The 20,425-nt window shown below is 61.6% G+C and carries 19 protein-coding genes and 1 tRNA gene; 15 read left to right on the forward strand and 5 right to left on the reverse strand.

Going from position 1 to position 20,425, the window contains the following annotated elements; all coding sequences use genetic code 11:
• Nucleotides 1–18: 18 nt before the first annotated feature.
• Complete coding sequence (locus tag AC0L17_RS22430) at nucleotides 19–3,507, forward strand: hybrid sensor histidine kinase/response regulator (protein WP_128169186.1); 3,489 nt, start codon at nucleotides 19–21, stop codon at nucleotides 3,505–3,507.
• A 10-nt stretch (nucleotides 3,508–3,517) separates the two neighbouring features.
• On the opposite strand, the gene AC0L17_RS22435 is transcribed toward AC0L17_RS22430, so the two are convergent.
• Both AC0L17_RS22435 and AC0L17_RS22440 read right to left on the reverse strand, forming a co-directional pair.
• Nucleotides 3,518–4,177 (reverse strand): response regulator transcription factor, encoded by a 660-nt coding sequence (locus AC0L17_RS22435; RefSeq protein WP_473517439.1) that lies wholly within the window; start codon nucleotides 4,175–4,177, stop codon nucleotides 3,518–3,520.
• A 125-nt stretch (nucleotides 4,178–4,302) separates the two neighbouring features.
• Nucleotides 4,303–4,740 carry a hypothetical protein gene (locus AC0L17_RS22440; RefSeq protein WP_128169125.1) on the reverse strand — a complete coding sequence of 146 codons (438 nt, stop codon included), beginning with the start codon at nucleotides 4,738–4,740 and terminating at the stop codon, nucleotides 4,303–4,305.
• A 173-nt stretch (nucleotides 4,741–4,913) separates the two neighbouring features.
• On the opposite strand from AC0L17_RS22440, the gene AC0L17_RS22445 reads away from it, so the two are divergent.
• From AC0L17_RS22445 to AC0L17_RS22455, 3 genes are read left to right on the forward strand one after another with little or no spacing between them, the layout of a single operon-like run.
• Nucleotides 4,914–5,264, forward strand: coding sequence for a DUF952 domain-containing protein (locus AC0L17_RS22445; protein ID WP_473517440.1), 351 nt, complete (start codon nucleotides 4,914–4,916; stop codon nucleotides 5,262–5,264).
• A complete protein-coding gene (locus tag AC0L17_RS22450; RefSeq protein ID WP_473517441.1) occupies nucleotides 5,261–6,337 on the forward strand; it encodes a quinone-dependent dihydroorotate dehydrogenase in 1,077 nt (358 codons plus the stop codon). The genes AC0L17_RS22445 and AC0L17_RS22450 overlap by 4 nt, the downstream gene beginning before the upstream one ends.
• Nucleotides 6,338–6,366: 29 nt before the next feature.
• Nucleotides 6,367–7,269, forward strand: a complete 903-nt coding sequence (locus tag AC0L17_RS22455) for a histone deacetylase family protein (protein WP_473517442.1) — start codon at nucleotides 6,367–6,369, stop codon at nucleotides 7,267–7,269.
• 69 nt (nucleotides 7,270–7,338) lie between these two features.
• Here AC0L17_RS22455 and AC0L17_RS22460 read toward each other — a convergent pair whose 3' ends face one another.
• The gene (locus tag AC0L17_RS22460; protein ID WP_027155530.1) at nucleotides 7,339–7,602 is read right to left on the reverse strand and encodes a DUF6460 domain-containing protein; all 264 of its coding nucleotides are present in this window, start codon (nucleotides 7,600–7,602) and stop codon (nucleotides 7,339–7,341) included.
• Nucleotides 7,603–7,855: 253 nt separating this feature from the next.
• On the opposite strand from AC0L17_RS22460, the gene AC0L17_RS22465 reads away from it, so the two are divergent.
• The 8 genes from AC0L17_RS22465 (at nucleotide 7,856) to AC0L17_RS22500 (ending at nucleotide 13,834) form a co-directional block, all read left to right on the forward strand.
• Nucleotides 7,856–9,727 carry an acyltransferase family protein gene (locus AC0L17_RS22465; protein WP_473517443.1) on the forward strand — a complete coding sequence of 624 codons (1,872 nt, stop codon included), beginning with the start codon at nucleotides 7,856–7,858 and terminating at the stop codon, nucleotides 9,725–9,727.
• A gap of 89 nt (nucleotides 9,728–9,816) precedes the next feature.
• Nucleotides 9,817–9,890, forward strand: a tRNA-Gly gene (locus AC0L17_RS22470).
• Nucleotides 9,891–10,062: 172 nt separating this feature from the next.
• Nucleotides 10,063–10,311: a DUF3606 domain-containing protein gene (locus AC0L17_RS22475; RefSeq protein ID WP_473517444.1), complete on the forward strand. Its 249-nt coding sequence runs from the start codon at nucleotides 10,063–10,065 to the stop codon at nucleotides 10,309–10,311.
• 96 nt (nucleotides 10,312–10,407) lie between these two features.
• Nucleotides 10,408–11,190 (forward strand): Crp/Fnr family transcriptional regulator, encoded by a 783-nt coding sequence (locus AC0L17_RS22480; RefSeq protein WP_473517445.1) that lies wholly within the window; start codon nucleotides 10,408–10,410, stop codon nucleotides 11,188–11,190.
• Between the two features lie 139 nt (nucleotides 11,191–11,329).
• Nucleotides 11,330–11,533, forward strand: coding sequence for a hypothetical protein (locus AC0L17_RS22485; RefSeq protein WP_051407927.1), 204 nt, complete (start codon nucleotides 11,330–11,332; stop codon nucleotides 11,531–11,533).
• Between the two features lie 305 nt (nucleotides 11,534–11,838).
• Nucleotides 11,839–12,573, forward strand: coding sequence for a hypothetical protein (locus AC0L17_RS22490; protein ID WP_473517446.1), 735 nt, complete (start codon nucleotides 11,839–11,841; stop codon nucleotides 12,571–12,573).
• Complete coding sequence (locus AC0L17_RS22495) at nucleotides 12,570–12,965, forward strand: phage holin family protein (protein ID WP_473517447.1); 396 nt, start codon at nucleotides 12,570–12,572, stop codon at nucleotides 12,963–12,965. The genes AC0L17_RS22490 and AC0L17_RS22495 overlap by 4 nt, the downstream gene beginning before the upstream one ends.
• Nucleotides 12,962–13,834 carry a hypothetical protein gene (locus tag AC0L17_RS22500; RefSeq protein ID WP_473517448.1) on the forward strand — a complete coding sequence of 291 codons (873 nt, stop codon included), beginning with the start codon at nucleotides 12,962–12,964 and terminating at the stop codon, nucleotides 13,832–13,834. Before AC0L17_RS22495 ends, AC0L17_RS22500 begins: the two co-directional genes overlap by 4 nt.
• 102 nt (nucleotides 13,835–13,936) lie before the next feature.
• Here AC0L17_RS22500 and AC0L17_RS22505 read toward each other — a convergent pair whose 3' ends face one another.
• Together AC0L17_RS22505 and AC0L17_RS22510 are read right to left on the reverse strand one after the other, a co-directional pair.
• Nucleotides 13,937–14,941: a L,D-transpeptidase family protein gene (locus AC0L17_RS22505; RefSeq protein WP_473517449.1), complete on the reverse strand. Its 1,005-nt coding sequence runs from the start codon at nucleotides 14,939–14,941 to the stop codon at nucleotides 13,937–13,939.
• A 158-nt stretch (nucleotides 14,942–15,099) separates the two neighbouring features.
• Nucleotides 15,100–16,089 (reverse strand): LysR family transcriptional regulator, encoded by a 990-nt coding sequence (locus AC0L17_RS22510; RefSeq protein ID WP_091600229.1) that lies wholly within the window; start codon nucleotides 16,087–16,089, stop codon nucleotides 15,100–15,102.
• Between the two features lie 336 nt (nucleotides 16,090–16,425).
• On the opposite strand from AC0L17_RS22510, the gene chvE reads away from it, so the two are divergent.
• The 3 genes from chvE to mmsB all read left to right on the forward strand — a co-directional run bounded on the left by chvE (nucleotide 16,426) and on the right by mmsB (nucleotide 20,411).
• A complete protein-coding gene (gene chvE, locus AC0L17_RS22515; protein ID WP_473517450.1) occupies nucleotides 16,426–17,490 on the forward strand; it encodes a multiple monosaccharide ABC transporter substrate-binding protein in 1,065 nt (354 codons plus the stop codon).
• A gap of 99 nt (nucleotides 17,491–17,589) precedes the next feature.
• Nucleotides 17,590–19,122 carry a multiple monosaccharide ABC transporter ATP-binding protein gene (mmsA, locus tag AC0L17_RS22520; RefSeq protein WP_473517451.1) on the forward strand — a complete coding sequence of 511 codons (1,533 nt, stop codon included), beginning with the start codon at nucleotides 17,590–17,592 and terminating at the stop codon, nucleotides 19,120–19,122.
• On the forward strand, nucleotides 19,119–20,411 hold the full coding sequence (gene mmsB / locus AC0L17_RS22525; protein WP_473517452.1) for a multiple monosaccharide ABC transporter permease: 1,293 nt from the start codon (nucleotides 19,119–19,121) through the stop codon (nucleotides 20,409–20,411). The genes mmsA and mmsB overlap by 4 nt, the downstream gene beginning before the upstream one ends.
• Nucleotides 20,412–20,425: the final 14 nt, after the last annotated feature.

A 20,425-nucleotide genomic window follows, 5' to 3' on the forward strand; every position in this document is an offset into this window, starting at 1 on the left:
AGGGAGGATTTTTGGGCCGTGCAGGGCTGGTTCATCGTCATCATCGCGATCGCCTATGTGACGTTGCTGTTCGTCATCGCCAGCCTCGGCGACCAACGCTCGACGACATCCGGGCCTGACCGAGCCCGGCCCTTCATCTATGCGCTCAGCCTGGCGATCTACTGCACCTCCTGGACCTTCTTCGGTTCGGTCGGCCTTTCCTCCGAGCGCGGCCTCGAATTCCTCGGCATCTATATCGGCCCGGTGCTGGTGTTCGTGTTCGGCTTTCCGCTGCTTCGGCGCATCGTCAGGCTGGCCAAGACAGAGAAGATCACTTCGATCGCCGACTTCCTCGGCGCCCGCTACGGCAAGAGTTTTGCCGTGGCAGCGATCGCCACGCTGATCGCGACGATCGGCGCGGTGCCTTACATGGCACTGCAGTTGAAGGCGATTTCCGGCTCGGTCAGCCTGATGGTCGAGCATTATACCGGCTCGCCGCCTTCGTTCGATCCATTCGTCAGCGACATCTCGCTGGTCGTCGCCATGCTGCTTGCGCTATTTGCGGTGCTGTTCGGCACGCGCCACGCCGACGCCACCGAACACCAGGACGGGCTGGTGCTGGCGGTAGCGGTCGAAACTGTGGTCAAGCTCGCCGCCTTCCTGGCGATCGGCCTGATGGTGACCTTCCTGATCTTCGGCGGCCCGGGCGATATGGTCGACAAGCTCGCCGAGAATTCGCAAGTTCAGCAAGCGATGAGCTACAGCACCTCGCTCGCAACCTGGCTGGTGCTGACGTGTTTGAGCGGTTTCGCCATCATCATGCTGCCGCGCCAGTTCTATGTCACCATCGTCGAGAACCGCAGCGAGGCCGAACTGCGCACCGCGACATGGGTGTTTCCGCTCTATCTGGTGGCGATCAACCTTTTCGTGCTGCCGATCGCGCTCGCCGGCCTGGCGCTGGTCGGCACCAGGACCAGCAGCGACCTCTATGTCCTGTCGCTGCCGCTGCTCAGCGGTCACGATGTGTTGGCTATGGCGGCGTTCATCGGCGGCCTGTCGGCGGCGACCGCGATGGTGATCGTCGAAAGCGTCGCGCTGTCGATCATGATCTCCAACGATCTCGTCATTCCACTGTTTGTGCGTCGCCTGCTCAAGACCACGACATCCGAGAACGAGGACTGGTCAGCGCTCATCCTCAACGTGCGACGGGCGGCGATCTTCATCATGCTGTTCGTCGCCTTCCTCTACTATCGCGAGAGCACCAACAGCGCGCGGCTCTCCTCGATCGGCCTGATGTCGTTCGCCGCGATCGCGCAGTTCGCGCCGGCCTTGATCGGCGGGCTGATCTGGCGCGGCGCCAACGGCAGGGGGGCGGCGCTCGGCATGGTCGCCGGCATCGTCGTCTGGAGCTATACGCTGCTGCTTCCTTCGCTCGCCGCGTCCGATACCGGCATCGTCGTCCACGGCCTGTTCGGTTTCGAAGCGTTGCGGCCGCAAGCATTGTTCGGCACCGTCGCCGAGCCGCTGAACCACGGTGTCCTGTGGAGCCTGTCGGTCAACACGCTGTTCTTCGTGCTAGGCTCGCTGTCGCGCGCGTCGGTGCCGCTGGAGCGCATCCAGGCGTCGATTTTCGTGCCGCGCGAGGCGAGCCCGATGCCGAGCCTGCGCCGCTTCCGCACCACCGTCACCGTCAACGACCTCAAGGACACCATCGCGCGCTATCTCGGCGTCGAACGCACTGAACGGTCGTTTCAGTCGTTCGAAAAGAGCAACGGCGCTTCGCTGCACGGCAACGAGCAGGCCAGCATGGACGTCATCCGTTTCTCCGAGCAGCTTCTGGCAAGTGCCGTCGGCTCCTCTTCGGCGCGGCTCATCCTGTCGCTGCTGCTGCGCCGCAATGATCGAGAGGCGAAGGACGCCTTTCGCCTGCTCGACGACGCCACCGAAGCGCTGCAGCACAACCGCGACCTGCTGCAGATCGCGCTCGACCAGATGGAACAGGGCATCACCGTCTTCGACAGGGATTTCCGGCTGATCTGCTGGAACCGCCAATATCGGGCGCTGTTCGACCTGCCCGACGAGATGGGCCAGGTCGGCGTCTCGCTCGACCGCATCCTGCGCCACCTTGCCGAGCGCGGCGACATTCCGGCCGACCAGCGGGTGGCGATGCTCAACCGCCTCACCAGCTTCGTCAGCCCCTGGCAGATGGAGCTGAAGACCAGCGGCCGCATCCTGGAATTGCGCTCCAACCCGATGCCGGATGGCGGCATCGTTGCCACCTATGCCGACATTTCCGGGCGCGTTGAGCAGGACCTGGCGCTGAAGCGCGCCAATGAAACGCTCGAACAGCGCGTCAAGAACCGCACCGTCGAACTGACCCGCGTCAACGAGGAGCTGGCACAGGCGCAGATGCTGGCGGAGGAGGCCAATCTCGGCAAGACCCGCTTCCTCGCTGCCGCCGGCCATGACATCCTGCAACCGCTGAACGCTGCTCGTCTCTATTGCTCGTCGCTGATCGAAAAGGCCGGCAAGGGACCTGCGGGCAAGGCCGCGATCAACATCGAATCCTCGCTGGAATCGGTCGAGACCATTCTCGGCGCAGTCCTCGACATTTCCCGTCTCGACGCCGGCGCGATGAAACCGGACGACACGGCCTTCAGCCTGGACGGACTGCTGCGCCAGATCGGCAACGACTTTCAGCCGCTTGCCGCCGAGAAGAAACTCAGCCTGACGATCATGCCATCGTCGCTCAGCGTGACGACTGACCGCAATCTGTTGCGCCGCCTGATCCAGAACCTCGTATCCAATGCCATCAAATACACCCGCCATGGCCGCATCCTGGTCGGCGTGCGGCGGCGCGGCGAACTGGCCGAGATACAGGTGATCGACACCGGCATCGGCATTGCCGCCGACAAGCTGAACACGGTCTTTCACGAATTCACCCGGCTCGATGAGGGCGCCCGCGAAGCCGAAGGCCTGGGGCTCGGCCTTTCGATCGTCGACCGCATCGCTCGCGTCTTGCGCCTCGAACTCCAGATATTTTCAAGCCCGAGCAAGGGCACACGCTTTTCCGTCGTCCTGCCGGTCGCGGCAGTGCAGGAGCCGCGGCGCGAGATCGAGGCCAAGGCGCCGGTCCGCACGGCTGCTTCGCTTGCCGGGCTCCGCGTGCTCTGCATCGACAACGACGCCCGCATCCTCGACGGCATGCGGCTGCTGCTCGAAGGCTGGGGCTGCAGCGTCGACACGTTTGCCGGCTCGAGGGATCTCGAGGGGTCCGGCATGCGTCGGCCCGACATCGTGCTTGCCGACTATCATCTCGACGGCGAGACCGGCCTTGACGCCATCGCCAAACTGCGCGCTATCCATGGCCATGACATGCCGGCGGTGCTGGTCACCGCCGACCGCTCGAGCGAGGTGCGCGCCAGCGCCGGCAGGCTCGACGTGCCGGTGATCAACAAGCCGCTCAAACCAGCGGTGCTGCGCTCGATGATGGCGAGGGTCAGGCCGCTGGCGTCGGCGGCCGAGTAAAGCCGGAGGGTCAGCCGGCCGCCGCCAGCGGGTCGCTGCCGATCTTGGACAGCAGGATCACCGCCTGGGTGCGGCTGTCGACGCCAAGCTTCTGCAGAATGGCCGAGACATGCGCCTTGATCGTCGCTTCGGAGACACCCAGCTCGTAGGCGATCTGCTTGTTGAGCAGACCTTCCGCCAGCATGCCGAGCACGCGCGTCTGCTGCGGCGTCAGCGTCTGCAGCCGCTTGATCAGATCGGATATCTCGGGATCGCGCTCGACGCCGAGATCGATGCCGGTGGGCGCAGCGATGTCGCCGGCAAGCACCGACTGCACAGCGCTGCGGATCTCCTCCATGCTGGCCGATTTGGAGATGAAACCCGAAGCGCCAAGGTCGAGCGCGCGCCGGATGGTCACCGGGTCGTCATGTGCCGACACCACTACCAGCGGCACCGTCGGATGGATGCCGCGCAGCGAGATCAGGCCGGAAAGGCCGCTCGCGCCCGGCATCGACAGGTCGAGCAGCACCAGATCGACGTCCTCATTGGCCACGACCAGCGCCTTGGCGCTTTCGAAATCGCCGGCCTCGTGAATGCCGGCGACGTCGCCGATGCCGGCAAGCGCCTCTCTCAGCGCACCGCGAAAAAGCGGATGATCGTCAGCGATGACGAAAGTATAGCCCGACGACACATGGCCCTCCCCGAATCCCTTTGGTGATTGTCTGCTTCTTACGGGATCAGTCGAACGATTATGCGGCGATATCAGCCGTTTTCAAGCGGCAAGCCGGTGCGCCGGGCTTCCCCGGTGAACGGTGCTCAGGTTTTTTGCGAATTGGGCTTGGCGCCATCCTCGCCGCTGTCCTTTTCCATGTCCTTGACGATGCCCATGAAGCCGCGCAGGAAGCGCTCCATGTAGCTCATCGTCTTGTTGAAATCCTCCTCGCTGGGCAATGTCGACTCAAAGCGGGCGGCAAGCGAGTTCTCGAGCTTGACGACGCGCTGGTCGAGCGCCTTCACCGAATTTTGCAGCCGGTCGATCTCGTCCTGGAAGGCGGCGCGTTCATCGGCCGCCATCTTGCAGACGAGCTGGCCGGAACGCTCCTCGCAGATCGACATCGCACCGGTCTGCGTGTCCATGCGGACATAGCCGGTGGCCGACTTTTCCAACCGGTAGCGGTCGGCTTCCTCGGAAAAGGCCGATGCCGCGACGAGCGAGACGAGGGCTGCAGGGATCAAGACGTGCTGCGGACGCATATCGTTTGTCCTCCATAGGCCAGTAAGCGCAATCTTATCGCATGTTTGCGCCGGAAATGGGGAAGAACCCTGGCCTTTACCTTGACGCAGGTTCCTGTCGGAAAACCGTGTGACACTTTTCCGGAACCTGCTTGCCTCTTCCCCGTACGATTGGTTCGGACTATAGCGCAACCATGTCTCAGCTTATCTACAAGATAGTGCCTGAACCGCTGTGGCGCGAGGCCGAAAGAAATCGCCGCTTCACCGGCGCGCCGATCGATGTCGCCGACGGCTTCATTCATTTTTCCACCGCCGGCCAGGCTAGGGAAACCGCAGCAAAACACTTTGCCGGCCAGACCGGGCTGCTGCTGGTCGCCGTCGATGGAGCCAGACTGGGTGATGCGCTGAAATACGAGGTCTCGCGCGGTGGTGCGCTGTTCCCGCATCTTTACGGCCCGCTCGACCTCAACGCCGTCGTCTGGGTGCAACCATTGCCGTTCGGCACCGATGGCCTGCACCAATTCCCGACGCTGGAGGCCGAATGAGCGTGCTCGACCGGCTCGGCCAGAGGTTCCTGTTCGCATTCGATCCGGAAGCCGCCCACGGCCTGTCGATCGCGGTACTGAAATGCGGGCTGCCGATAGGCGGGAGACCCGTGCGCGACGACAGGCTGAAAATCAGCGTCTGCGGCATCGATTTCCCCAATCCGCTCGGCATGGCCGCCGGCTACGACAAGAACGCCGAGGTTCCCGATGCGCTGCTTGGCCTTGGCTTCGGCTTTGCCGAGGTCGGCACGATCACGCCGCTGCCGCAGGCCGGCAACCCGAAGCCGCGCATTTTCCGGCTGACATCCGACGACGCGGTGATCAACCGGCTGGGCTTCAACAACGAGGGTCACGCGGCCGCCGAACAACGGCTTGCCGCCCGCAAGCGCCGCGCCGGCATCGTCGGCGTCAATATCGGCGCCAACAAGGACAGCACAGACCGCGTCGGTGACTATGAACGCGGCGTTGCCAGGTTTGCGCCCTACGCCAGCTATCTGACGGTCAACATCTCCTCGCCGAACACGCCGGGCCTGCGCAACATGCAGGCGCGTGAACAGCTTGGCGAGTTGCTGTCGCGCGTCGTGGCCGCACGTGCGGCAGCGGCCGCGCAGCCGGCCATCTTTCTGAAGATCGCGCCGGATCTGGTTGAGGCCGAACTGGAGGACATCGCCGCCGAGGTCACCGAGAAAGCAATAGACGGCGTCATCGTCTCCAACACCACCATCGCGCGGCCGCGGCTGCGCAGCGCCGATCTTGCCGGCGAGACCGGCGGGCTTTCGGGAAAACCGCTGTTCGAGCGCTCGACCATCGTGCTGGCAAAGATGCGCAAACTGCTTGGCCCGGACCCCGCCATCATCGGCGTCGGCGGCGTCGATTCCGCCGAGACGGCACTCGAAAAGATCCGCGCCGGCGCCGATCTCGTCCAGCTCTACACCGGCATGATCTATGCCGGGCCGGCACTGCCGGGCCGCATTGTTGCGGGTATGGTCCGGTTCGCCGACATGCAACGGCTCAAATCACTGCGCGAGTTGCGCGATACCAGCCTCGAGCGATGGGCATCCAAGCCGCTCTAACCCGAAGTCGCTCTAAAAAGCTGCCGCTCATGCCCCTGCAGATCGTTCATCATCCCGACTACGACGCCGGTTTTGCCGTCAACCATCGTTTTCCGATGAGCAAATACAAGCTGCTGATGGAAGCCTTGGGCGCGCGCGGACTGGCCGGCCCCGCCGCGCTCAACATGCCCGAGCCGGCCCCGGCATCATGGCTGAAGCTTGCCCATGCCGCCGGCTATGTCGACCAGGTGCTGACCTGCGAAGTGCCAGAAAAAATCGAGCGCGAGATCGGCTTTCCGGTAGGCCCGCGCGTCTCGCTCAGGGCGCAGCTCGCAACGGGTGGCACCGTGCTGGCGGCGCGGCTGGCGTTGCTGAACGGCATCGCCTGCAATACCGCCGGCGGCAGCCATCATGCGCGGCGCGCGCAAGGCGCCGGCTTCTGCACCTTCAACGATGTTGCGGTGGCTTCACTGGTGCTGCTTGCCGAAGCAGCCGCCGGCAATATCCTGATCGTCGATCTCGACGTGCATCAGGGCGACGGCACGGCCGACATTTTGGGCGCTGAACGGCGCGTTTTCACCTTTTCCATGCACGGCGATCGTAACTATCCGACGCGCAAGATCGCTTCCGACCTCGATATCGCCCTGCCCGACGGCATCGGCGATCCGGCCTATCTCGAAAGGTTGGGCGGCATCCTGCCGGAACTCACCGCCAGGGCGCGCTGGGACATCGTTTTCTACAATGCCGGGGTCGACGTTCATGCCGAGGACCGGCTCGGCAGGTTGTCGCTGTCGAACGACGGGCTGCGTGCGCGCGACGACATGGTGATCCGTCATTTCCGCGCGCTCGGCATCCCGGTCTGCGGCGTTATCGGCGGAGGCTATTCGACTGACGTGGCAGCTTTGGCCGCGCGCCACGCCATCCTGTTCGAAACGGCCTCAGGCTTCGCCTAACCGCCTTACGGTTTTGGCCTCGAATCCGGCTTCCGTTATCGCACGCTAACCTTCGGTTCGGCGTCCGCTCTATTTCCGGTAGTTGGCGATCCTGAGCAGGATGAAGGCTGGAATGACGATCGCCGCGCCGAGAAGGATGTAGCCGAGGAAACGGTCAATAGCGCGGAAGCCCAGGTTCCAGAGGTCGACGAAGACATTGCGGATGCCGTAGAGCACATCCATCGGCGACCAGCCGAAAGCGTTCATGACAAGGCCGACGAGGAACGACAGCACCAGCAGCTTCAGGAGCACCCGGAGCGGCGTGTCGCCGAGAAAGCGCGTCAGTGCGGACAAGGCGTGTCTCCAGATTCGGTTGCCCCGATTCGGGCACAGCTCCAGAAATACGCACTTGGCCGCCCGGCATCAAGGCGATCGCTCAGTTGCTGCGGTCGGCGCTTTGCCGAATTGTGCTCTTGACACTTATGTTGCAGTGCAGCAAAATTGGGCGACAGAGGGTAACCAGTTGATATCGAACTGCCAGACTCATCGCCCGGTGATGGACGGACTGCGCTGCCTCACCGTGACTTGCGAACACAGGGCTTCTTGAATGAAGTACAGGCGCGATATCGATGGTCTTCGGGCCGTTGCGGTACTACCGGTCGTACTCTTCCATTTCGGCATCTCGGCAATTCCAGGCGGCTTTACCGGCGTCGATATCTTCTTCGTCATATCTGGTTACCTGATCACCGGAAGCCTGCTGGACGACCTTGAACGCGGCCAGTTTTCGATCGTCAGCTTCTACTGGCGCCGCGCCCGGCGCATCCTGCCGGCGCTGATCTTTGTCACGCTTCTCACCTGTATTGCGGCCTTGTTCATTCTTCTACCGTCGGATCTGCATGAATTCAGTCTCAGCGTCATAGCGGCTTCGACATTCTGGTCGAACATCTATTTCTGGAAAACGTCAAATTACTTCTCGATCGATGCCGAGCTCCGACCGCTGTTGCATACGTGGTCGCTTTCGGTCGAGGAGCAGTACTATATCTTTGCCCCGATCCTGATGTTCCTGATCTATCGCTATTTTGGCAAACGCTGGCTGACGACACTCCTGCCGATCATCCTCGGCAGCTTCGTGCTGGCGGTCATGGCGACGTGGCTGGCGCCAAACGCGGGATTCTACCTGCTGCCGACACGGATCTGGGAGCTCATGCTGGGCGCCGTGCTCATGCTGAAACGCCCCCCGCCCCTGAGCAGCCGGTTTGTTATGGAACTGCTCGGGTTGGCCGGATTTGGCCTTCTTGCCATCGGGTTCTTCACGATTTCGGAGAGCGATCCGTTCCCGGGCTACAACGCCTTGTATCCTTGCGTCGGAACGGTCCTGCTTATCTATGTCGGCCAAAACAGCCCCTCGACGATCATTACCCGCCTGCTCGAAGTCCGACCGCTGGTCTGGATCGGCCTCATCTCCTATTCGCTGTATCTTGTCCACTGGCCGATCAATGCGTTTGCGCACTATCTCTCACTGGAAGAATTCGACCCGTCGATGACCGTTGCGTTGACGGTAGCAAGCTTCGCGCTGGCTGCGTTTTCCTGGAAATACGTCGAGCAGCCGTTTCGGCAGAAAAGGAGCTTCACCGCCCCAGCGCCCATCTTCGCCTTTTCAGCGGGCGCAATCGCTGTTCTTTGCCTTGGCGGGGCGGCCGGGGCGCTCGGCAACGGCTTTCCGCAACGCTTTCCAGACTATGTCCAACAGCGGATTCCTGTCGGGGACTGGGGCAATGGCACCTGTTTCAACGAGGGCGGCAGCCGGATCGAAAACTGGAATATCGAGGATTGCACGCGCACACGCGGCTTCCCTACAACCGTTTTGTTGTGGGGTGACTCGTTCGCCGCCCATTATGTTCCAGGCCTGGACGCCAACATAAATCAACTCCGGGCCAATATCGTCGAATACACCTACGCGGGCTGTCCCCCGATTCTCTCCTACTTCTCCTATGGACGCCCGGATTGCATGCGGTTCAATCAGCAAGCCCTGAAGATTATCCAGGACGCTGGCATCAAGACGGTTGTACTCAGCGGTCGGTGGACCGATTATGAGGCCAGAAGTTTCGACGGTCTCCAGCAAACGATCGATACGCTTCGTGCTCTGGGTGTGCGCGTGTTTGTCATCGGCCAGTCTCCACAGTTCATAACCGATGTTCGGAAAATCGCGTTCTTCGCAAAGCGCGAAAATCTCGATGATACATCGTGGCCAATGGCCATGGATCCCGACATCAACAACCGTGTGCGCGCATTTACCAAAGGCGCCACCTTCATCGATCCGCTGAATTTCCTCTGCAGCGCCGGACGCTGCTCCTACGCCGACGCAGGCCAGTTCCTCTATTTCGACTACGGCCATTTTTCTACCGTCGGGGCCACGCTGGCAATTTCGAAATACTGGCCGGCCTTTGCCTCAGACGATGCCGTTGCCACGACGGAATAACAGTCTGGCGGCTGGCAAGGCATGAGTGCACACGAGTGCACGCATAACGATTGCCCGAATGCCGGCTTGCGTGGTAACGAGGCTGCTGCGCGGGTATGATGTAATGGTAGCCTGTCAGCTTCCCAAGCTGAACGCGCGGGTTCGATTCCCGCTACCCGCTCCAGCTTACCCAGTCGGGCCGGCCGGCGCCGCACCTCACAGGACCACATGATCAGGTCCAGGTGAGCGGCCTATATCAGCTGAACAGAACATAACGTGATTCTAATAAGAGGCGGCAACAAAAGATGCCGATCCGCGTTGCGTTTGATCTGAAGGCCAGCCAGGGAGGAACCAAAATGGCCGACGACAAGGGCAATAGAGGTTCTGGCGACGGAAACCGCGTCGCGGGCGACCAAGACTATGAATTCCGCTATTTCGCTACCAAGTTCGGCCTCTCAATACCGCAGATCCGCGAGCTCTTTGGCAAGCACGGCAATGATCGCGAGACCCTGTATCGGGAGGCTCGGAAGCTCGGAAATGCCGTGACCACACAAGAACGGATCTCGAACGACGACCGAACTTTTCACAACCAGAGCCACCCATGACCGGCAAGCGACATAGCGAAGAAGTCAAACATGAGAGCGACCTTTTCTATCTGTGTCCGACAGGCGGCCAAGTCGTAGATGCTCGGGACCTGCGGCATGTCAACTGGCACGAGCCGCTGGAACTCGACGCCTGATCTGCTCAAAGGCACCGCGATGTTCGGCAAAGACCTCCTGGTTCGCATGCTCGACCGCCGCGACACCCTGCCGCCAGACGAGATCGCGCTCATTGAGGCTCTTCCGGTTCGGCCGGTAACTTTCGGACCCAATGAGGAGATCGTCAGGGAGGGATCCCGCCCCACCGAAAGCTGCCTTGTCGCGAATGGGTTCGCCGTTCGAAACCAGGCTATTCGGGAAGGAAAGCGTCAAATAACGGCAATTCACGTGCCGGGAGACTTTGTCGACCTGCATAGTTTACTGCTAAAAGTGATGGATCACAGCGTGAGCGCGCTGGGTTCGTGCAATGTAGTTTTCATTCGACACAAAGACCTGCTTACAGCAATGGGTGGAAGTCCACATCTCACCCGGATGCTCTGGCTTTCGACGACTATCGACGCCTCGATCCAAAGGACTTGGATAACCTGCCTCGGGCGTCGCTCCGCCAAACAGCATCTCGCACATATAATTTGCGAATTGTATGTCCGGTTAGAGATAGTCGGATTGGCCTCTGACCAGACGTTCGCTATTCCACTGACGCAAGCGGAAATGGGCGACGTGCTTGGTCTATCTGTAGTTCACGTGAATCGGACGCTGCAGGAGCTTCGAGCGAAGGACTTGGTTACCTGGAAAGACCGGAGGATTGTTATCCTTGATTTCCAGCGATTGGCCTTACTAGCCGACTTTGATGCGACGTACCTAAACCTCTTCCATGAGCCACGGTGACCGCCCTCGGCCAGGACGTGTCGGCGCACTGATGCGGCATCAAGATTTCTCGTCAACTAAACAATGTGAATGAGCCCTCGCCCCGGATCGATTACGGCTGGGTTCAATTGGCACAGTTGACGTCAAAGAAGGATTGCACATGCGTGAACTCGAAAATCTCATCGAACAGTATGTAAATAGTCGGAGGCGGCGCCATAGTTTCATATCGACGGGGCTCGCCGTTAAGGCGCTCAAACAGATCGTACCGGCATGTTCGGTCTCAGATTCCGACCTGGCGAACATGATTGCCAATCGTGCAATAGACTACAACCTTCCGGTGAGCTTTGACCTCAATGAGAGCTAGGCGTGGCGCGTCATTATGCAGCCGACCATGAGCCTTTGAGGTCCGGTGCACCGAGGCGCTCCGCATGGCCCGCCTAGGTCCGCGTCTTGGCTCACGGCGCGTGCGAAGTTCCCAGAGACCTCACCCGGCTCAGCGATTGGTTAGCGATTGCTATTTTAGCTGTAAATGATGGAACATGTTTGCCCCCGGCAAGTTCGTTAGGCAATGGAGGAGATTGCCGCCATGAACAGTGTCATTTATCTCATCGGTCTTGTCGTCGTCGTGCTTGCGATCCTCTCCTTCCTCGGATTCCATTAGGAGATACCATGCAGGGCCAAGACGATCAGGGCCGTAAGCCGGCCGATTTCGAAACAACCAGAAGCGAACTGTCCGAACGGCTCCAGCAGGAAACGCAGACCGCGACAGAGGTGCTACACGACGCTCGCGACGAACTCGCCAGGAAGGCGGGCGACTACGCTGCTGAAGCGAAGCAGGCGTTGTTCGACAAGGCTGAGGGAACACAGCGCGATATCAGTTCCAACCTAAAGGCCTTTAGCGGAGCCTTGCGAGCAGCGAGTGAGCATCTGGCCAATAATGATCAACGGACCGCTTCGAAGTTCACCCTCGATGCCGCCGGCTCGCTTGAACGCCTTTCGTCTTCGTTGAAGGACAAACCATTCGAAGATGTTCTTGGCGAGATGCGGTCGTTCGGCCGCGAAAACTCAGGGGCACTGATAGCCGGCTCAGTATTGGCAGGCTTGGCGCTGGGGCGGTTTATCAAGAGCTCGCCGCCATCTGCCCGCGCCGAAGCACAGCGTCGATCGGGACGGCCTTCCGGCACGATTTCGAACTCGGATAAGTCCGGCACGCGATCGGCAGAGGCACCTGACACGACGCCGCCCCGCTTCAATCAGCCCAGAGACGACAATCAGCCCAGAGACGACAGGCAGCCCAGAGACGACGGGCAGCCCAGAGACGACGGGCAGCCCAGAGACGACAGGCCCGGCGATGAATTGGCCGGTGGAGAATTGGCCGGCGAAAGCCTGGAGCGGAAGTCATGACCAACAACCAGGAAAGTCGCGGCTTGGCAACCCTCGTCAGCGATCTGGCACAGCAGGTCACAACCCTGCTTCAAACCGAAAGCAGGCTGCTGCGGGCCGAAATGTCGGAAAAAATCACCAAGGCCGGCGCAGGCGCCGCCGAGGTTCTGGCCGGCGCAATATGCCTTCTCGCCGCCTTGATGGTGCTTTTGCAAGCACTTGTAATCGCCCTGGCGAGTGCCGGCCTGGGAGCGGGATGGTCCTCGCTGCTGGTCGGGATCATTGTCGCGGTATTGGGGGTCATTCTCTTGCGCTCCGGCACGAAAAGCATGGCTCCTTCCGAGCTGACGCCCGATCGCACACAAGACCAACTGAAGCGCGATGCACGCGTGATCAAGGATCAAATGAGATGAGCGACAAATCCGCAGCCGAGCTTGAACGCGATGCCGACATCGCCCGGGCCAAAGTAGCAGACACCGCCGAATCGATCCGCAGCAAGATGACACCGGGTCAATTGCTCGACGAATTTACCGGAATGTTTGCAGGCGGCGAGGGATCTGCCATGCTTGGCAACCTCAAGTCGCAAGTCAGGGACAACCCGTTGGCGCTGACGTTGATTGGAGCCGGCCTGGCCTGGCTGATGCTCGGCAATGGCCCGTCGGCCACCAACTCAGCTGCCGCTTATCGGACAGGCACGGCTGGTGACGCGTTCTCCGACCGGCGCGGCGATGATTCCAGCCAGGGCAGCCAAGCGTCCGGAATCGGGGCGATGCTCTCGGATACCGCCGGTTCGGTCACATCGGCAGCAAGCGGCGCGGCCGAAGCTGCGGCAAACGCCGCAACGGGGGCCAAGGAGAGGATGACAAACACCGCCGGCCAGCTCGGCTCAAGCGCCAGCGACATAGCGGCTCGGACGCGCCAATCGGCACAAGACCTGTTCGAGCGCGAACCGCTGGCCCTTGCCGCATTCGGCCTCGCGCTGGGCACTGCCATCGGGGTGATGCTGCCCCACACAGCCACAGAGGATGAGCAACTTGGCGCCTACCGCGACAAAATTCGCGACAGTGCGGAGGAGGTTTTCGAAACGGGCCTGGAGCAAGCAAAGCAAGTTGCCGCCGAGACCTACAAAACGGTCAAGGAAGAGGCCGACCGGCAAGGCTCGGGTGGAGATGCCGACACGCTGGCAGGCAAGGTCGGCAAAGTTGTCGAATCGACGGCAAAGCGAACCGAGGAAGCCATTCGCGATCGTTTGCCGTCGGACGGGTCTTCAGCCACCTCGTAGCTCGCCACCGGCCTGAAGGCCGGGTCCATAGGACGTCATCCGGCATCGTCTCCGGCGCGCGCCCGGGCCTTGCGAGAGCAGGTGGCGGGCCAGTCCGCTTTGCTACGGGGCAAGCTCGTCGACGGCGCGGGCGATCTCGTCCTTGAACTCGACTTTCGTGCCCGGCTGCACCATGGAGCCGAGATCTTCGACATCCCAGTTGGTCAATCGGATGCAGCCATGCGAGAAGGTTGTGCCGATCTTGCCAGGTTCGGGCGAGCCGTGGATGCCGTAGCTTTCGATGGAGAGATCGATCCACACCGATCCCACGGGATTGTTCGGCCCGGCGGCGATGGTGAAGGGACGCTTGGTCTTGACTCCCTTGAAGGCAAAATCCGGATCGTAGTGATAGGTCGGATTGCGCACCACGCGCTTGACCTGCGCCGTGCCGCTTGGCGCCGGCTTTTCATCGCTGCCGATCGAGGCGGGGTAGACTGCGAGCCATTTGCCGGCAGGATCGAGCACGCGCACCAGGCGAGCGCCCTTGTCGACCTCGATGCCGGCTACGCCGGCGGGAGGATCGCCGCGGCCAACATCAGGCACGATCAAGGTCTTGCCGGGCTTCCTGAAGCCGGCGCCCGGATTGAGCATCCTGAGCAATTTTCCGCTGACATGGAAGCGCTCCGCCAGCTTCTCCAACGCGTTGCGATAGGCGAGCCGCCGCAGACGGGCCATCCTCTCCATGCGAGCCGGAATACGCCTGGTGAAAGGTCCGCGCAAATCCTTGCGCGTCACCTCATAGGTGACCAGCACCGGGTCGGCGGAGGTCGCCGTGAGCTTGCTCCAGGTCTCCGCAGTGAGCTTGCCATCGGATCGGAGTCCGTTCGCCTGCTGAAAGGCGCCTAGTGCCTTGGCGAAGTTCTCTGAGAGGCGACCGTCGATCAGCCCTGGCGAGAAGCGGGCGCGATCCAAAAGAATCTGCGCCTTGAGCAGCGTCGGATCGACCTCCTTCGGTTCGCCAGCGGTGAATTGGGCCTGATTGACGGTCGCCAGGTCCAGCGTGGCCGAACGCGCCCCGCCGCACGCGACGGCAAGCATCGCGGCGAAGACGAGGAGAAGCCTGATCATCGATAGCTCCCTGGGCCCTGCAACAGGAGCCCGCTTCTATGACGCGGCACGGCCCGGTGTGGTTCCTTCGCTCGAGCGATATTCTGATTGAAGCGACCCGGGATTGAAGCGACATGGCCGAAGAGTGGATTGGCAATGGATCGCTTGTTTTAACGCCGTCAGCCCACCTCGCGCAAAATGAAGTCGTGCAGCATCTTGGCCGCCGGCGAAAGCACGCGATTTTTTACGGTGATCAGACTGTATGGCCTGACCTCGATGTCGAATTCGGTCTGGACGACGTCGATGGCGCCGGCCAGCCCCTCGGGGTTCTGGATGAACTTCGCCACCTGGATCGACACCGGCGCGATGGCGTCCGACTGCGCGACCATGACCAGGGTGAGCAGCAGCGAGCTGGTGTTGAGGATGCGGTCCGGCAGCGCGATGTTGCGGTTCAGGAAATTGCTCTCCATCGCCTGGCGCAGCGGCGAGCCGCCCGACTGGAAAACCCAGTCATAGGCGGCAGTCTCCTCCAGCCGCACCGCCTTGCCCTTGGCCAGCGGGTGGCCGCGGCGCACGATGAGGCAGGCTTTCTCGACGCCGATGACGCGGGCCTCGAACAGCCGCGGATTGAGGTCCTCGGGGATGCGCGCGATGATGAAATCGTGACGTGTGGCGATCAGTTCGCGCGCCAGCACATTGGAGGTCTCGACCTGCATGGTGATCTCGATACGCGGATAGATGCGCCGGATCTCGCGGATCGCCGGCACGGCGAGCTCGATTGCAGGGGCCGTCACCGCGCCCAGGAACACCGAGCCGCCCTTGCCCGCCTTGAGCTCGGATATCTCGCGGTCGACCTCGCGCATCTCGAGCAGGATCGAACGTGCGCGCCTCGCCAACGCCTTGCCATAGGGCGTCAGCGTGATGCCGCGCGGCAGCCTCTCGCACAGCTTGACGTCGAGCACCGCCTCCATCTCGGCGATCATGCGCGAGGCGGCGGGCTGGGAGATGTTCATGACCTGGGCTGCCGCGCTGACCCGGCCATGGTCGTCGAGGGCTGCGATCATGCGCATGTGGCGCAGACTGAGGCCGCTGCGAAGCAAGGTCTCACTCTTGCCAGGACGTTCCCCATAACCCTCTGAAAGTCCGTGAAAATCCCGGAGCGCCGCCATGATGTCCGTTTGCTCCTCGCTGGTGGCCGGCCGGCAATCCCGGCCCGATCTTTTTGGCTACTTTCAATTCTTTTGGCCACTTTCAGTATACCAGTTTGGGTATAGCAACTACCAAAGATCGCATTTGACAGTTATGGCAAAGCGCCACACCTTTGCGCGTCCTGAAACCTGACCGTCGCCAGCGAGAAAAATCGCATCGACCGGAACCAGAGTCTCGGGGCCGATTGGGAGGATACCGGAGATCGATTTGGCGGCAGCGGCGCGTTTTGGCGCTCCTGCACGATCGCGCGGCCCACGAAACCCAGGGTGCGCGTCCATCAACCAGGGAGAGTTAATGTGAAGATCATCAAGACACTGGCCGCCGTCGCGGCCCTTAGCATCGCGGCCATGACGGTCCCGGCGCAGGCAGGCGAAGGCCTCATCGGCGTGCTGATGCCGACCAAGACCTCGCAGCGCTGGATCAACGACGGCGACGCCGTCAAGTCCCAGCTCGAGGCTCTGGGCTACACTGTCGACCTGCAATATGCGCAGGACGATATCCCCAATCAGCTCAGCCAGCTCGAAAACGAAATCACCAAGGGCCCAAAGGCACTGATCATCGCCTCGATCGACGGCACCACCTTGTCGGACGCGCTGCAGAAGGCGGCTGACGCCGGCGTCGTCGTCGTCGCCTATGACCGGCTGATCAAGAAAACCCCGAATGTCGACTACTACACCACGTTCGACAATTTCGGCGTCGGCGTCATCCAGGCGAAATCGCTGCTCAAGGGCCTCGGCTATCCCGAGAACAAGGGTCCGTTCAACGTCGAACTGTTCGGCGGCTCGCCTGACGACAACAACGCCTTCTTCTTCTACGACGGCGCCATGTCCGTTCTGCAGCCGCTGATCGACGACAAGACCCTCGTCGTGAAGTCCGGCCAGATGGGCATGGACAAGGTCGGCACGCTCCGCTGGCTGGCAGCCACCGCCCAGGCCCGCATGGACAATCTGCTCTCCGCCCACTACTCGGATGGCAGCCGCGTCGATGGCGTGCTCTCGCCATATGACGGCCTGTCGCGCGGCATCATCGCCTCGCTGCGCGCCGTTGGTTACGGCACGGCCGATCAGCCATGGCCAATCGTCACCGGCCAGGATGCCGAAACCGCTTCGGTCAAGGCGATCATCGCCGGCGAGCAGTACTCGACCGTGTTCAAGGATACCCGCGAACTCGCCAAGGCGACGGTCGAGCTCGTCGACAAGGTGCTCTCGGGCGGCAAGCCGGAAGGCCTCGACACCAAGACCTACAACAACGACGTCAAGGTCGTCCCCTCGATCCTGCTGACGCCGCATGAGGTCGACAAGTCGAACTACCAGGAACTGGTGGTCGATTCCGGCTACATCAAGGCCGAAGAACTGAAGTAACCGCAGACGTAAAACCCGGGGTCCTGCGCAACGCAGGGCCCCTTTTCGTCAGTGAACGACCCCGGTATGTTTCCGGACCTCGCAGGAGTGGTATTGCCGATGGCCTCGACGATTTTGGAGATGCGTGACATCACCAAGACGTTTCCCGGCGTCAAGGCGCTTTCGAATGTCAACCTCAGCGTCGAGGAAGGCGAGATCCACGCCGTTGTCGGCGAGAACGGCGCCGGCAAGTCGACACTGATGAAGGTGCTGTCGGGCGTCTATCCAGCCGGCACCTATGACGGCGAAATCGTCTATCGCGGCGATGAGTGCCAATTCAAAGGCATCCACGACAGCGAGCGCCGCGGCATCGTCATCATCCACCAGGAACTCGCGCTGGTGCCGATGCTGTCGATCGCCGAAAACATCTTCCTCGGCAACGAACACGCCAGCTACGGCATCATCGACTGGAACGCCAACGAGACGCGCACCAGCGCCCTGCTCAAGAAGGTGGGCCTTAAGGAAGACCCCAAGACGCTGATTACCAATATCGGCGTCGGCAAGCAGCAACTGGTCGAGATCGCCAAGGCGCTCAGCAAGGAAGTGCAGTTGCTGATCCTCGACGAGCCGACGGCGAGCCTGTCCGAAAAGGACAGCCAGGCTCTGCTCGAACTGCTGCTCGAATTCAAGCGGCAGGGCATCACCTCGATCCTGATCTCGCACAAGCTCAACGAGATCAACCGGGTCGCCGACAAGGTCACGATCATCCGCGACGGGCGGACGATCGAGACGCTGGCGAAGAAGGACATCTCGGAAGACCGCATCATCACCTCGATGGTCGGCCGCTCGCTGGACGACCGTTATCCGTCGCGCGAGCCTGACATCGGTGAGGTCGTGCTGCAGGTGAAGAACTGGTCGGTCTATCATCCGATCCATGCCGAGCGGCAAGTGATCAAGGGTATCGATATCGATGTCCGCAAGGGCGAGGTGGTGGGTATCGCCGGGCTGATGGGCGCCGGACGCACCGAATTTGCGATGAGCCTGTTCGGCCGCTCTTATGGCCGCCACATCACCGGCGAGGTGCTGCTCAAGGGCAAGCCCATCGATGTCTCCTCAGTCAGCAAGGCAGTGGAACACGGCATTGCTTACGTCACCGAAGACCGCAAGACCTACGGTCTCAACCTGATCGATCATATCAAGCACAACATCACGCTGGCCAATCTTCCCGGCGTGTCGCGCCATAGCGTGATCGACGACATGCGGGAACTCGCCGTCGCCAACGACTACAAGGCCAAGACCAACATCCGCTCGTCCAGCGTTTATCAGATGACCGGCAATCTGTCGGGCGGCAATCAACAGAAGGTGGTGCTGTCGAAGTGGCTGTTCGCCAATCCGGAGGTGCTGATCCTCGACGAGCCGACGCGCGGCATCGACGTTGGCGCCAAGTATGAAATCTACACGATCATCGCGCGTCTTGCCTCGGAGGGTAAGGCGATCATCGTCATCTCGTCCGAGATGCCCGAACTGCTCGGCATCACCGACCGTATCTATGTCATGAACGAAGGACGTATCGTCGGCGAAATGGCGGCGAGTGATGCCAGCCAGGAAAAGATCATGCGCGCCATCGTTCGCGGAGAAGGAAAAGCATCATGAGCACCGAAAGCGGTCCCGTCCCGAAAAGCGGCGTCGCCGAAGATGTGCAGCAAGGGCCGCGCATTGCCGTCTCGGCGCTGGTCACCAACCTGCGCGAATACGGTCTGATCCTGGCGCTTATCGCCATCATGGTGTTCTTCCAGTACACGACGTCCGGAACGTTGTTCAAGCCGGTGAACTTGAGCAACCTGGTGCAGCAGAACAGCTTTATCATCGTGATGGCGCTGGGCATGCTGCTGGTGATCGTCTCCGGCCATATCGATCTCAGCGTCGGCTCCGTCGCCGGTTTCATCGGCGCGCTGGCGGCGATGATGATGGTCATCTGGCCGCTCGGCCCTTTCAGCAATCCGCTGGTGGTGTCGATCATCTGCCTGATCGTCGGGGGTGCAATCGGCGCGGCACAAGGCTACTGGATTGCCTATCACCGAATACCGAGCTTCATCGTCACGCTGGCGGGGATGCTGATCTTCCGCGGCATCTGCCAGGCGCTGCTGGGTGGGGGGTCTTCCGTGGGGCCGCTTCCAGTCGGCTTCAAGGCGCTCAGTTCCGGCTTCATTCCCGACGTGATCGGCTCATTGACGCTGATACCGCCGGTGGTGAACGCCGCCGGCAAGACAATCGTCGGCAGCGGCCTGACGCTGCACATGACGACGATCGTGCTCGGCCTCATTGCCGTGGTCGCCTATGCTTATTTCGGGCTCAGGGCACGGCGCAGCCGCGAGCGGCACGGCTACGAAGCCGAGCCGTTCTCGCTGTTCGTCGTCAAGACCCTGGTGACCAGCGCCCTGGCGCTGTTTCTGGTCTACCAATTCGCCACCTACAGGGGTCTGCCAATCGTTCTCGTGGTGATGGGCGTGCTGATCGCGCTGTTCGTCTTCGTCACCAAACGCATGACGGTCGGCCGCCGTATCTACGCAATGGGCGGCAATGCCAAGGCGGCGCAGCTATCGGGTATCAAGACCGAGCGGCTGACCCTGATGGTGTTCATCAATATGGGCGTGCTCTCGGCGCTCGGCGGGCTGATTATTGCGGCGCGCCTTGGCCAGGCGGTGCCGGCGGCCGGCCTCGGCAGCGAGCTCGACGTCATCGCCGCTGTGTTCATCGGCGGCGCTTCGGCGATGGGCGGCGTCGGTCAGGTTGTTGGCGCGGTGGTCGGCGGTTTCATCATGGGCGTCATGAACAACGGCATGTCGATCATGGGCGTCAACGTCGATTGGCAACAGGTGGTCAAAGGCCTTGTGCTGCTCGGCGCCGTGGTCTTCGACGTCTACAACAAGAACAAGGCTTGAGGGCGAGGGAACTC

The organism is Mesorhizobium sp. WSM4829 (genome assembly GCF_055811475.1).